Origin of the sequence: Bradyrhizobium sp. CCBAU 051011 (assembly GCF_009930815.1) — a bacterium.
Lineage (GTDB): Bacteria > Pseudomonadota > Alphaproteobacteria > Rhizobiales > Xanthobacteraceae > Bradyrhizobium.
Genome location: NZ_CP022222.1, coordinates 6,030,441 through 6,043,523 on the forward strand (window position 1 = coordinate 6,030,441; position 13,083 = coordinate 6,043,523).

Below are 13,083 nucleotides of genomic sequence, written 5' to 3' on the forward strand. Positions count from 1 at the left end.
AAGGCCGACAGGGTTAACGATGTGTTAGCGGCGGTTGCAGGAAGTGCGGGCATTCACGCAGTCTGCGGTCGTGGCTCGATAGTTCCGACGTTTTTTCCGCCGTCATTGCTTTCAGGGGAGCAGAGCCGCCGGGCGCGAACGCTGCAACGCCTTCCGTACTTCCCAAACGCCGTAATCCCGGCCGTTGGGGGATCTCGTCCGGCGTTTTGATGTTGCTCGCAAGGCCAATGGCTTCGAGAGTCTTGATCAACCACCAGCCGAGGTCGATCTGGCCGGGAAAGAGGCCCAGCTTGGCCGAGCCCGGAAATGCGTGGTGATTGTTGTGCCAGCTTTCGCCCATGCTGATCAGCCCGGCGATGCCGACGTTGTATCCCTGGGCCGCCGCGCCATCGATGACCCAGCTCTGTCCACCGCTGCGATGGGAGAAGTGACCGATCAGCCAATGACCGGTTACGCAGACACTTATGCGAACGAAGATGCCCCAGACCAGCCAGCTCCAGCCGCCAATCGCGAAAAACAGAATTGCCCACGGCAATTGCTGCCACATCCACGTCCGCTCGACGAATGCATAAAATCGGTCGCCGGCGAGCCGTGGCTCGAGCCGAAATTCCGGCGGATGCTTCAGCATCAGCCTGCAATGCATTTGCCACCATGCGTCGCGCCAGAAGCCGGCACGGTGACAGGAATAATCATGGCAAGCTGACTGACGTTGCGCCCAGTCGCGAAAATCGTGCAGCCGGACCATGCCGTAGGGACCCGCCATTCCAACCAGCGTTCCGAGATAAACGCACAAATGCTCGACCCATAGCGGGCAATCGAAGCTGGAATGAATCAGGCGCCGGTGCATACCGACGGAGTGCCCGAAGCAAAGGGTTACGCCGCTGGCCACGACAAACAGGATAATCGCGCTCCAGGAAATGAAGATCGGCGCAAGGATGATCGCCATCGCCGTCATGCTGCCGATCCAAAGCGATTTCGCCGGCGCCCACTGCACGATGCCGTCGAGCGGGTCGGTATTGTCGTCGGCAAAGATGCGTTCGGAGCCCGGCTGCAGTTGCAAGATCGTGCCTACCTCGGCGAATCCTGCTGGTTCAATAACACAATCCGGTTGTATCCCCACAACAATACTGGACAGGCAAGCAGGGCCGCCGTTCCGAAGTCGAGTGCCGCCGCAGCGCTGCCGGTCCATTTGGCGATGGCGCCGGCGATCGCCGGACCAAGCATCATCACGGCGAAAAAGACGGTGAAGAAAATACCCATCCCGATCGCGCGCGTCTGAGGCTGCAACACGCTCGCGGGCAGGCTCATGATCGGCCCTGCAGGCAGAGCGCTGATCGCGCCGATTGCAATCACAATGGGAATCACCGCCTCGCTGCGAGGCAGCATCAGCATCAATAGCGCGAACAGGACGCACCCGATGACAAGCACCGATTGCGGCCGCTCGGTCCAATCAGCCAGAAATCCGCCGGCTATTCCGCTCAACGCCGCGATCCACAGCACGATGCTGATGGCCGAGCCGGCCGCCGTGATCGACCAGCCGCGTTCGACCAGCAGCGTCGGACCGAAACTGAAAATCATCGTGAAGCCGATGTTGAAGATACCCCAGATCAGACCCGCGATGATCACGGCGAAAAGCGTGTTGCGGTTGAGCCGCGAGGCGGCTGACGGCGCGGCTGCAGCAGTTGATGGCGATCGATAGCCCACAACAAGAAGCGGGATGCCGAGGCCGATCAGCGCGGCAACCGAAAGATAGGCGGCGCTGACACCATGGACGGTGCCGATCATGGGCAAGACCAAAAGGGAGGTCGCGATGCCGACTGGCCACGAATTGACGAAGATGGCCATCGCGGTCGCGAGTTCCTTGCCGGCGAACCAGTCGGTGACCATTTTCGTCATCATGACGCCGAGCAAGACGGCGCCGCTGCCGGCGATCAGCCGTCCTGCAATTTGCCAGCCCCAGGAGTCTGACGCCACCATGGCGAGTTGGCCGGTCAACATCACCGCCAGCGCAACTGATACGGCACGCTTGTCGCCGATCCTTTTTCCGACCGCGCCGCCCGGCAGCGACAGCGCAACGCCCGGTGTGAAATAGAGGCCGATCAGGAGTCCGATATCGGCCAGGCTGGCATCGAACTTGGCGCCGAGCAGCGGCGCAACCGCAGCGACGCTCTGAAACTGGAACGCCACGGTCAGCCGCACAATGAACAGGACGGCCAGAATACCCCAGCGATTGCTCAACGCTCGCTCCTCTCGGGGTAAACAATCACTGCGCCGATATTGGCACAGTGATGGCGGTATCGCCTATTTCTGTACCAGTTGATTGAGGTCCTTCTTCCGGTACCATTAGGGGTATCTGTCGCGCCCGGCCGGGCCGGCCAAAAATGCCTGTGAACGGAGGTTGCGAGATGCCGGGAGTGAAGCGCGAGCGTGATGGCAATGTCAGCGTGCTGACATTGGATGAGCCTGAAACGCTCAACGCGATGACGCCTGATCTGTTGGGCGATCTCGCCATCGCCATTGGTGAAGTTACCGACGATCCGCAGGTGCGGGCGCTGGTGCTGACGGGAGCCGGCCGCGGCTTTTGCTCCGGCCAGAACCTCAAGGCCGCGCAGATCCTGGGCGACGACCTCGCGGCCGGCGTGATGAAGTATTACTGGCCGGCGTTCAAGGCGATGCGAGAATGCCGCGTGCCGATCGTGGTCGCCGTCAACGGCGTTGCGGCTGGCGGCGGGTTCAGTCTGGCGATGGCGGGTGACATGATCGTGGCGGCGCGCTCGGCACGCTTCATCCAGGTGTTCAGCCGCATCGCGTTGGTGCCCGATCTTGGCTCGACCTGGCTGTTGCCGCGTCTTGTCGGCCGGCAGCGCGCGCTCGAACTGATGATGACTAACGAGCCGCTCTCGGCGGACCAGGCGAAGGAATGGGGATTGGTCCGCGAAGTGTTCGACGATGCGGCGTTGCGTGACGGCGCTCTCGAACTGGCGCGCAAACTCGCCGAGGGTCCGACGCGTGCTCTCGTCGCGACACGCCGCCTGATCGATGACAGCGAGCATGCCAGCTATGCCGACCAGTTCCGCCGCGAAATCGAAACACAGGCGGAGATCCGCCTGAGTGCAGATGCGGTCGAAGGGCGCAACGCTTTTCTCGAGAAACGGGCGGCCGTATTCAGCGGCCGCTGATGTCCCTGGCTGTTATTGTCACGATCCGTTGTTGAAGGCGTTAGGCCGAAGCAGTTTCCGCCCCGCATTCTTTCATGTAGCATTGTCGCATGAGCGAAGCAGAGACCTTGTTCGCGGCCCTGCGCCAGTCGGCCGGCGACGACGTGGTGGACATGCTCGAGCGCATGGTGCGGGATGCCCCGGATCATGCCTTGAACAAAATGAACGCGCTTGACCTCGCTGCCAAGGAAGGCCTCGCCGAGGAACGGGTCGTCGCGGCACTGCTGAATGCGGTGGCGCTTGGCATCTTCGAGATGACATGGAATGTCATGTGTCCGAGCTGCGCAGGCGTTCTTTCCGCCAACAAGAGCCTGAAGACGCTGGACAGGAGGCAGTACAATTGCGCCTTTTGCGCCGCCGGCTATGAGACGACGCTCGACAACCTCGTCGAGGTGACCTTCACGGTGAGCCCGCGCGTGCGAAGGATATCGGCCCACAACCCCGACGATCTATCCGTGCCCGAGTATTATCGCCAGGTCTTTTGGAGTTCGGCCATCGACCTTCCAACGGATCTAGAGAGGATGCTGGACGAGGTCACGCTTGAAAGTGTCGACTTGCCGCCGGGAGAGAGGGCCATCCTCTCCCTGCATTTACCGGCGGGCACATTGATTGTGTTCGATCCCGTGACACATACGGCGCAATTCCTTGAAGTAAGCGGCGGGCAGACGAACGAACGCCAGAACCTGTCCGTGATCTTCAACAAGGTGCAGGTCCCGGTCGAAACCATTGCTTTGCATCCCGGGCCACTGCGCCTGACCCTGGAGAACCGTACCGATAGCCGGGTGCTGCCGGCCGTATGGATGGCGAACCAGGCGTTGGACAACCTCCTCAGCCGCCGCAAGCCCATTCTCACCGCGAAACGCCTCCTCACCAATCAGACCTTCCGCGACCTCTACCGGACCGACACACTTGCCATCGGCCAACGTCTCAAGATTCTGAGCCTGACCTTCCTGTTCAGCGATGTGAAGGGCTCGACGGAGCTTTATGAGCGCGTCGGCGACCTCGTCGCCTTCGATCTCGTCGACGAGCATTTCCGGCTGCTGCAGGAGATTATCGTCTCCGAAAGGGGCGCGGTCGTGAAGACCATCGGCGATGCCGTGATGGCGACCTTTGAGACGCCTGACCGCGCCATTGCCGCCGCGATCCGCATGCGCGAGGCGATGAGCGATCTCGGCGCCCAGCGTCAGCATCAGAGTTTGCGTCTGAAGATCGGCATCCATGAAGGATCATGCCTTGCGGTCACGCTCAATGCCCAGCAGGACTATTTCGGTCAGACCGTCAATATTGCTTCGCGTGTCCAAAGTCTTGCGGCATCGCGCTCGATCGTCGTGACGAAATCCGTGGTAGAGAACGCGCAAACTCAGACACTACTGGAGTCCAACGGGCTAAAACCAGCGCTCAGACGCGTCGCGTTGAGTGGCATCGAGGACGAGGTGTCGGTCTACGAGATTTCTTGACGCTGCGGTTCGCTGAAGCTGCACGTCAGATCCTGCGGACGCCGCTCCCGCAGGCAACGCGCGGCTCCGTTAGCTGACCTGGCCGACGAACTGTTGCAGTTCCGGTGTTCGTGGCGCGGCGAACACCTCCTTAGGCACGCCTTCCTCATGCACCTTGCCGTGGTGCATGAAAACGAGCTTGGTGCCGACGTCACGGGCGAACCGCATTTCGTGCGTCACCAGGATCAGCGTCATGCCCTCGCGCGCCAATTGCTCGACGACGCGCAGCACCTCGTTGACCAGTTCGGGGTCGAGCGCCGAGGTGATCTCGTCGCACAGCAGAACCTTCGGCCGCATCGCCAGCGAACGGGCAATGGCGACGCGCTGCTGCTGGCCGCCGGAAAGTTCGCTCGGATAGGCGTCCATCTTTTCCGACAGCCCCACCTTGGCCAGCACCTCGGCGGCGGTCGCGCGTGCTTCCGCCTTCGATACCTTGTTGACGACGGTCGGCGCCAGCATGACGTTCTCGGCCGCGGTCAGATGCGGAAACAGGTTGAACTGCTGGAACACCATGCCGACATGGCGGCGCAGCTCGCGCAGGTTGGTGGCGGCGCCACCGACCTCGATGCCGTCGGCGGTGATGGTGCCGGACTGATAGGTCTCCAGCCCGTTGATGCAGCGGAGCAGGGTGCTCTTGCCCGAGCCGGAGCGGCCAATGATCGCGACCACGTCGCCCTTGGCGATATCGAGCGAGACGCCCTTCAGCACCTCGTTCGGACCAAAACTCTTCCTGACGTCACGAATGCTAACGAGCGACATTGAGGCGGCCTTCGATTTTCTTCGCCCACCACGACAGCGGGAAACACAGACAGAAATAGATCAGCGCAACCAGCGAATAAACGAGGAACGGGCGGAAGGTCGCGTTGTTGAGCATGGTGCCGGCCTTGGTCAGTTCGACGAAGCCGATGATGGAGGCGAGCGCCGTGCCCTTGATGACCTGCACGGAGAAGCCGACGGTGGGCGCGACCGCGATACGCGAGGCCTGCGGCAGGATCACGTAGCGCATCTGTTCGATGTAGCTGAGCGCCAGGCTGGAGGACGCCTCCCACTGGCCCTTCGGGATCGCTTCGACGCAGCCGCGCCAGATCTCGGTCAGGAACGCGCTGGTCCAGAACGTCAGCGCCAGCGTCGCGGCCATCCACGGTGAGACCTCGACGCCGAACAGCGCGATGCCGAAGAAGAACAGGAAGAGTTGCATCAAGAGCGGCGTGCCCTGGAAGAACTCGATGTAGATCTTGGTGAACCATTCCAGCGGCGCAATCCGCGAGGTGCGCATGAACAGCAGGATCAGGCCGACGATGCCGCCGCAGAAGAACGCGATCAGCGACAGCACGATCGTCCACTGTGTGGCGACCAGGAGGTTGGAGAGGATGTCCCAGAAGCTGAACTGCAGCATGGTTCACCTCGCCTTGAAGATGACGCGGCCGAGCGCGCGCAACAGCGAACGCGTCAGCATCGCCAGCAGGAGGTAAGCCAGCGCGACCAATAGGTAGACTTCGAAGTTGCGGAAGTTCCGCGACGCAATGAAGTTCGCGGCATAGGTCAGGTCTTCCGCCGAGATCTGCGATACCACCGCCGAGCCGAGCATGACGATGATGATCTGCGACGACAGCGCCGGATAGATTTTTCGAAATGCCTGGTTGAGGACGATGCGGCGTAGCACCTCCCACTTGGTCATGGCGAGGCTGAGACCGGCCTCGATATGTCCTTTCGGAACCGCCTCGATGCCGGCGCGGATGATCTCGGTCGAGTAGGCGCCGAGATTGATCACCATCGCAAGAAAGGCGGCCGTGGTCTCGCTGAGTTTCAGCCCGAGCGCGGGCAGGCCGAAGAAGATGAAGAACAACTGCACGATGAACGGCGTGTTGCGGATCAATTCGACATAGACCGCGACAATGCGGCCGAGCCAGGCCGGCCCAAACGTGCGCGCCGCCGCGCCCGCGGTGCCGACGGCGACGCCGACGACCGTCGACACGATCGTCAGCACGATCGTGAAGACGAGCCCGTACAGCAGCACGTTCCAGTAAGGCAGCAGTTCGGCGAATTGCAGTTTGTAAGACACCGCGGCGTCCCCCAACGCTTCGCGTCTAGAAGCCGGGCGGCAATGGCGCCTTCAGCCACTTCTCCGACAGTTTGCCGATTTCTCCCGATGCCTTCGCCTTGGTGATGATCTCGTTGACCTTGGCGAGCAGTGCCGGCTCATTCTTGTTCAGCCCGACATAGCAGGGACTGTCCTTGATGACATATTTCAGCGTCGGTGCGCGGGCAGGGACCTTTTCGGCGATGGCCGCGGCCACCGTGTTGCCGGTGGCGATCAGATCGACCTGGCCGGACACGAAGGCGGCGATGGTAGCGTTGTTGTCCTCGAAGCGCTTGATGGTGGCATCCGGCGGCGCGGCTGATGTCAGCGCCTGCTCCTCGATCGCGCCGCGGGTGGCGCCGATGGTCTTGCCCTTGAGATCGGCCGCGCTCCCGACCGCGATCGCCTTGGTGCCGAACACGCCGGAGAAGAACGGCGCATAGGCGATCGAGAAGTCGATGACCTTTTCGCGTTCCTCGTTCTTGCCGAGGCTGGAGATCACGAGGTCGGCCTTGTTGGTCTGCAGATAGGGAATGCGGTTGGCGCTGGTCACCGGAATGATCTCGGTCTTCACCCCGAGTTCCTTGCCGATCAGGTTGGCCATGTCGATGTCATAGCCCTGCGGCTTGAGATCGAGGCCGGCGGAGCCGAACGGCGCAAAATCCTGTGGCACCGCGATCTTGATCACCTTCGACTTCATGATGGAGTCGAGGGCGTCGGCATGGGCCTGCGTCGCCACCGCAGCAGTGGCAATTGCAGCGGCAAGCATCAATCTCTTCAGCATTCTTTGGATCTCCGAGGTCACGCCAATGCTTCGCCCCGATATCATTATCGGTGCGCTGTCATTTCGATGTGGCCCGGCTCCACGTCGTTGGCCGACCCTGCCTGACGCCTCGCATTTAGGCAATGCTCGGCGGTGCTTTTTTTGGAGGCTTTTGTGGGTCGTTTTCGAGCACGCCTGCCACCATGCGCTGTGCTGGCGGTACCTGGCGAATCTGCGGTTGCTGCTTACCGCAGACCTTCATACACCATGAAGCCGCGCGCGATTGCGAGCTTGCGCAGGGCGCGCGGAACCAGCTTTTCCGGCCGGTGCAGATAGCGCCACGACGTTATCTTGAAATCGCTGATGGTGCCGAGATCGCTTTCGAACGGCGCCAGCAATCCGGTCAGGCTGATCGGCGCGTGCGCCCGGTTGTTGAAAGGCAACAGCAGCAGCTCCAGATGCGCCGTCGTGCCATCCTCAGACGTCGCGGTGATACCGGCAATGGCCGCCAGCATGTCTTCCGCGACGTAAGTAATGATGTCCTCGATCTCGCGGCGGCTGTCCGGGGTGAACAGTGCGGGGAAGCTGGTATCCTTGAGATCACGGCCGAGCAGGGCGCAGACCCGCGTCCCGGCAACGCGAAACGGGTAACCGGCGTCGTTGTCGTAGGACAGCACGAAAATGTCGCCAAGCAGCTCGCGTACCGCCCCGGGTTCGATCTCGCTGCGGTCCGGCGCCCGCGCATCGCCGCGTTTCGCATCCCAATAGGCGAAAAACTCGCGGCTCGATGGGTGTTTCATGTCGTGTCCTCGCCCCCCGGGTTGCCTGGCGAGACACTTCTGTCTCGCTTTTGCGCAACACGCCTTCCCTCGGCTGTTGTGCAGGACAGGCTTTGCAGCGTCCATGCCGCCAACGCGATTTGGCCGCGCGCGGCGCGGCTTTGCGTTGTTAACGTTAAATTCACCATGCCTCTTAAGAAGTCAGCGACTTGCGCCGCTTCCCTTTGGCCAGCGCGGCGGTAACGGTTGCGGTCACCGCGTCGATGACGATCGCCTTGATTTCCGCTTCGGTCAGCACCTCCTGCGGATCCTCGACGTTGGCCAATTCCATCGGCCGAACGTGGTTTTGCGATCAGGCTGCTAGCCGAGTTTGTCTTTACGGGAAAGCGAGGCTCATACCGCGCAGGATGACCGCGCAGCACTCAGGTCAAGTGCGCTGCCGCACTTGGCGGGTTCCTAACGTTTCTGAAATTCGTGCGGGACGGTCCCGCTCGGATAGCAAAGCTTGTCCCTGCTATCGACGTCGGCGCCATCACCGCATTGGATCGGCGGGATCCGACCGAAATCTTTTGCGTAAGGCGTCATTCCGATGGCGATCAACACCAGCAAGAGAACGCCGCTGACGGCTTTGGTGAGACGGGATAGCGGGTAGATCCTATCGATGCCGTCGAGCACGAGCCAGACGTAGAGCAGCGCTGATGCCGCGAGAATCGCATATCCGGCCGCACGCGTCATCGATCGAGGATTCTGGACGGAGAAGGGTGACGCCACTCGGGCTTGCCTTGCGCTCGATCCGCCGCTTGCCAGCACATGGCACCAAGCCGCATCGACAGTCCGCCAACGACGTAGAACACGGCGCCGAGGATATTGAGCATCATGACGCGCATCGAAGATATACGATCAGCACGAGGATACCCCACTGAAACCAAAGGATCGCTGCGATTTGGAGGGTTTCCATTCTTCAATCCGAATGGTTCGTGGGATCCAGCGGCTCCGGAGTAAAATTCGGCTCGCCAGGCTCCGGCTTTGGATTGGGACGCGGCGGCTTCCGGGGAGGTTCCGGCTTCTTGATCGGCTTTTTGAGGAACTTGAAGTTGTACATTGAACCGTCGCCCGACGAACACGATTCCACTACCACGAGTTGTTTCATCTTTCTAGCTTCCAGCAAAGGTTGGAACCGGACGGAGTTGGTTCCCCAGGCGGCCACCACATTCCTTGCTTGGTTTTGCGCAGCCGCTATCGGGCTCACGGAGATTCTTGTGAGCTTCGGGATGTCCAGATCGCCGGCAAGGTCGGACCCCACAGCCGAAGGTAGGAGCGGAAGAAAGCGAGCCGGCATAGCCGGCGCTGTCTTGATGAAGTTCCTGCTGGATCGTTGGCGGTTGCAGCGTAGAGAGCGACAGACGCAAACGATTTGATCAGCAAGCCGCTTTCGACGAGTTCGCCAAAAAGTGCGCTTCGCTTGTGTGTCGACAAAGAACGATCGCGGCCGCGCCGTTGAAATCAGTACCGCAGGTTCTGTTGCAGGATAGCTTCGAGATATAGCGGCGGCGGTCTGTTCGGCTGTCCGATATCGAGAGGGCCGTTTCGTTTGTGAGAAGTGCAGCAAGCGAGGCGAGTCTTTAAGCCGTCCAAGAAGGCAAGGGCACCTAGGCTCGAATCGCGAACAGTCAAATGCTGGGGCGCCTGCGTTGTTAACGTTAAATTAACTGTGAGGTTGGCGAAGGCGGGACGGCGTGCGTAAGGTGGAACGCATCGGACGGCGTCGCTTTATCTTCAAGTTCTCGGCGCAGTTGGTACACGGATGGCGTCAAACAGTTTGGTCATCGCGCGGGGAGGGGTGGGGATCTGATCCCGGCTCCAAGGGGCGCGAGAAGATCAGCAAGTAAAGGGAGGATGTTCTCAGCATCCTCCCCTTTTTCTATTTTGGCTTTTCGCCAGCGATATATCGTGTCCCGGATGGGGCACGCAGTGACGCGACGCAGAGCCGGGACAAACGGTCTGCGCCGTGGGTCCCCGTTTCTGCGTCGCACCGCCGAGTGGCGCTGCGCCGCGTCCGGGACACGGATAGGTGTGATTGTGCACTTGCACAGGGCAGGCAAAGCCGCCTATCTGGGCCAATATGCCGCGAAGCACCAGCTAAGGTCCTGGATCCCTTGGAATCCCAGTCGTACTCATCCCCGGTCGAGCCGCCGGACGCCCCGCGTGAACCGATCCTGACGCTGCCCGGCGCGCTGACGGCCTATATCGCGCTGATCGCGGCGATTCACTTGCGGGTGCTGCTGCCGGTGGAGCTGGAGAACTGGACCATCGACGTCTTCGGTTTCATTCCGAAGCGCTACGATTCCACGCTGCTCAAGATTACCTTTCCCGGCGGAGCCGGGGCCAAGGTCTGGACCTTCGTCACCTATTCGCTGCTGCATGCCAATCTCAGCCATATCGGTTTCAACATACTGTGGCTGCTGCCGTTCGGCAGCGCGCTGGCGCGCCGGTTCGGTCCGGTCAGGTTCTTCGTATTCATGGCGGTGACGGCGGCGGCGGGCGCGCTGGCACATCTCCTCACCCATGAGCACGCGATCGCGCCGATGATCGGCGCCTCTGCCTCGGTATCCGGCGCCATGGCCGCCGCCATCCGCTTCGCGTTCGTGAAGGGGAGCTTTCTTTCGTTCCATCGGGGCGATGCGGATGCCGCGGCGAAGGTTCCGGCGCTGTCGCTTTCCCGGGCGCTGCGCAACGGCCGCGTGCTCGGATTTCTGGCGGTGTGGTTCGGCGTCAACATCATCTTCGGCCTCGGCTCGATTTCGATCGGGTCCGAAGGCGCCAGTGTCGCCTGGCAGGCACATATCGGCGGATTTCTCGCCGGCCTGATGTTGTTCTCGCTGTTCGATCCGGTGCCGCGTGCGACGCCGCATGCTGCGGATTCTTCATCGCCGGACGAAGCCGGCCGCGTCTGATCGCCGCTTGCGGGTCAGGGCGATTTCATCCATCATCGTCACGAACTGCAAGCCGAGGCACGCGCATCACCACTTTGCTTGCTGACCGCGCCCCCGAAACGAAACCGGCGCGGAACTGTTGATTGAAGACTCGCGAACAAGTCGGGCCCTTGCGGGCGCGAACCGATTCAGGAGGCGACAATGACGGTACGTGCAATTCTCGATACCAAAGGACATCAGGTCCTGAGCGTTGAGCCCGACGCCAAGCTTTCGGCTGCGGTCAAGCTGCTGGGCGAGAAAAAGATCGGCGCGGTGCTGGTGATGAACCAGGGACGTCTCGAGGGCATCCTTTCCGAGCGCGACATTGTCCGCGTGCTGGGGGAGCGAGGAGCCCGGGTATGTGAGGAGCCCGTGAGCGCGGTCATGACGCGCAAGGTCGTCAGTTGCCGGGAGTCCGACACTGTCGCCGGCATTATGGAAATGATGACGATCGGCAAGTTCCGCCATTTGCCCGTGGTCGAGGACGGCAAGGTGGTGGGTCTGATTTCGATCGGCGACATCGTCAAGCGCCGCGTCCAGGAATACGAGGCCGAGCAGGAAGCGTTGCGCGACTACATCAAGACGGCCTGATCGCTATTCCTTCTCCGCCTTTTCCACCGCCGCCGCGGCTTCGCTCGCCGCCGTCGGCGGCACCAGAATGTGGATCGCTTCCTGGATCGAATCGATGGCGCGCTCGGCGGCGCGCGCGCCATGGGCGATCAGATCGTCGGCGCGATGAAAATCGAACCAGCCGATCTTGCCAACGCGGGGCGAGATCAGGAGATCCGGCGGATCGCCGGCAAGCCGTGCGCGGGTGATGCGGTCCTGCATGATGTTGAAGGCATCGACCATTACCGAGGAGATGCCGGGCCGTCCGCCGCCGCCGAAGAACTCACGCTTCATCGTGCGCTCCGCAGAGAAGAATTTTCCGATACCGCGTTTCCGCGGCTCGGGTTCGGGCAACGCTTCCGGCATCACCGAGACCGAGACGCCGGGTGTCGGGCCGTGGGAATAGATCGTCGTGGAGTGCGCAAAGACGTCGCTGGAAAGATTGGCGGCAATGACGATTTCGGCGCCGAGCGCGCGCGCCGCCGACACCGGCACCGGATTGACCAGGGCGCCGTCGACCAGCCAGCGGTCGCCGACCAGGACCGGCGAGAATATGCCGGGCAGCGCGTAGGACGCGCGCATCGCATCCACCATCGGGCCATGGGTCAGCCAGATCTCGTGGCCGGTGCGCACCTCGGTCGCTACCGTGGCAAATTTCACCGGCAGATCCTCGATCAGGCTTTGGCCCAGCGCGGTCTCCAGTTGGGCCGCGAGCTTGGCGCCGCCGATCAGGCCGGAGCCGTTCAGGCGGATGTCGAGATACGAGAGAACGGTCCGCGGCTGCAGGCTGCGGGCCCATTCTTCCAGCGTGTCGAGATGTCCGGCAGCATAGGCGCCGCCGACCACGGCGCCGATCGATGTTCCGACCACGACATTGGGAATGATTCCGTGGGCCACCAGCGTCCGCACGATGCCGATATGGGCAAAGCCGCGCGCGGCACCGCCGCCCAGCGCCAGTCCGATCACCGGCCGGCGGATACTGCCGAGCCCTACCTTGTCATGGGCCTTACCTTGGGCCTTATCTTGGGCATCGGAGCTCTTTTGGCCGCGCCCCATCCAGCTATCCAACACGCAAACTCTCCTGCGGCAGCAACGATATTCGGCGCGGCGCGGCCGCGCCAGAATAGACTATCCTGATCCGGATGCATGGTTTACGCCCCGGTGAA

At 61.8% G+C, this 13,083-nt stretch carries 14 protein-coding genes; 4 read left to right on the plus strand and 10 right to left on the minus strand.

Translation table 11 applies throughout. The features are described 5' to 3' along the window. Positions 1-13: 13 nt before the first annotated feature. Complete coding sequence (locus tag ACH79_RS28190) at positions 14-1,033, minus strand: acyl-CoA desaturase (protein ID WP_371419476.1); 1,020 nt, start codon at positions 1,031-1,033, stop codon at positions 14-16. Between the two features lie 35 nt (positions 1,034-1,068). Further along, positions 1,069-2,238 carry a CynX/NimT family MFS transporter gene (locus ACH79_RS28195; protein WP_161853843.1) on the minus strand — a complete coding sequence of 390 codons (1,170 nt, stop codon included), beginning with the start codon at positions 2,236-2,238 and terminating at the stop codon, positions 1,069-1,071. Between the two features lie 167 nt (positions 2,239-2,405). Between ACH79_RS28195 and ACH79_RS28200 the strand changes: the two genes are divergently transcribed. Both ACH79_RS28200 and ACH79_RS28205 read left to right on the plus strand, forming a co-directional pair. Next, positions 2,406-3,179 carry an enoyl-CoA hydratase-related protein gene (locus ACH79_RS28200; RefSeq protein WP_161853844.1) on the plus strand — a complete coding sequence of 258 codons (774 nt, stop codon included), beginning with the start codon at positions 2,406-2,408 and terminating at the stop codon, positions 3,177-3,179. A gap of 89 nt (positions 3,180-3,268) precedes the next feature. Next, positions 3,269-4,675 (plus strand): adenylate/guanylate cyclase domain-containing protein, encoded by a 1,407-nt coding sequence (locus ACH79_RS28205; RefSeq protein ID WP_161853845.1) that lies wholly within the window; start codon positions 3,269-3,271, stop codon positions 4,673-4,675. 69 nt (positions 4,676-4,744) lie between these two features. Here ACH79_RS28205 and ACH79_RS28210 read toward each other — a convergent pair whose 3' ends face one another. From ACH79_RS28210 to ACH79_RS28240, 7 genes are all read right to left on the minus strand, one after another. Further along, a complete protein-coding gene (locus tag ACH79_RS28210) occupies positions 4,745-5,473 on the minus strand; it encodes an amino acid ABC transporter ATP-binding protein (protein WP_161853846.1) in 729 nt (242 codons plus the stop codon). Continuing rightward, positions 5,460-6,110: an amino acid ABC transporter permease gene (locus tag ACH79_RS28215; RefSeq protein ID WP_161853847.1), complete on the minus strand. Its 651-nt coding sequence runs from the start codon at positions 6,108-6,110 to the stop codon at positions 5,460-5,462. Before ACH79_RS28215 ends, ACH79_RS28210 begins: the two co-directional genes overlap by 14 nt. 3 nt (positions 6,111-6,113) lie before the next feature. Continuing rightward, positions 6,114-6,776, minus strand: a complete 663-nt coding sequence (locus ACH79_RS28220) for an amino acid ABC transporter permease (protein ID WP_161853848.1) — start codon at positions 6,774-6,776, stop codon at positions 6,114-6,116. Between the two features lie 25 nt (positions 6,777-6,801). Beyond that, a complete protein-coding gene (locus ACH79_RS28225; RefSeq protein ID WP_161853849.1) occupies positions 6,802-7,578 on the minus strand; it encodes a transporter substrate-binding domain-containing protein in 777 nt (258 codons plus the stop codon). A gap of 224 nt (positions 7,579-7,802) precedes the next feature. Beyond that, positions 7,803-8,357, minus strand: a complete 555-nt coding sequence (locus tag ACH79_RS28230) for a PAS domain-containing protein (protein WP_161853850.1) — start codon at positions 8,355-8,357, stop codon at positions 7,803-7,805. Between the two features lie 172 nt (positions 8,358-8,529). Then, the gene (locus ACH79_RS28235) at positions 8,530-8,667 is read right to left on the minus strand and encodes a hypothetical protein (RefSeq protein WP_161853851.1); all 138 of its coding nucleotides are present in this window, start codon (positions 8,665-8,667) and stop codon (positions 8,530-8,532) included. A gap of 125 nt (positions 8,668-8,792) precedes the next feature. Beyond that, positions 8,793-9,071 (minus strand): hypothetical protein, encoded by a 279-nt coding sequence (locus tag ACH79_RS28240; RefSeq protein ID WP_161853852.1) that lies wholly within the window; start codon positions 9,069-9,071, stop codon positions 8,793-8,795. A gap of 1,421 nt (positions 9,072-10,492) precedes the next feature. Between ACH79_RS28240 and ACH79_RS28245 the strand changes: the two genes are divergently transcribed. Together ACH79_RS28245 and ACH79_RS28250 are read left to right on the plus strand one after the other, a co-directional pair. Then, a complete protein-coding gene (locus ACH79_RS28245; protein ID WP_202639056.1) occupies positions 10,493-11,290 on the plus strand; it encodes a rhomboid family intramembrane serine protease in 798 nt (265 codons plus the stop codon). Positions 11,291-11,470: 180 nt separating this feature from the next. Beyond that, positions 11,471-11,899: a CBS domain-containing protein gene (locus ACH79_RS28250; protein WP_161853853.1), complete on the plus strand. Its 429-nt coding sequence runs from the start codon at positions 11,471-11,473 to the stop codon at positions 11,897-11,899. A 3-nt stretch (positions 11,900-11,902) separates the two neighbouring features. On the opposite strand, the gene ACH79_RS28255 is transcribed toward ACH79_RS28250, so the two are convergent. Next, on the minus strand, positions 11,903-12,988 hold the full coding sequence (locus ACH79_RS28255) for a patatin-like phospholipase family protein (protein WP_371419291.1): 1,086 nt from the start codon (positions 12,986-12,988) through the stop codon (positions 11,903-11,905). Between the last annotated feature and the right edge of the window lie 95 nt (positions 12,989-13,083).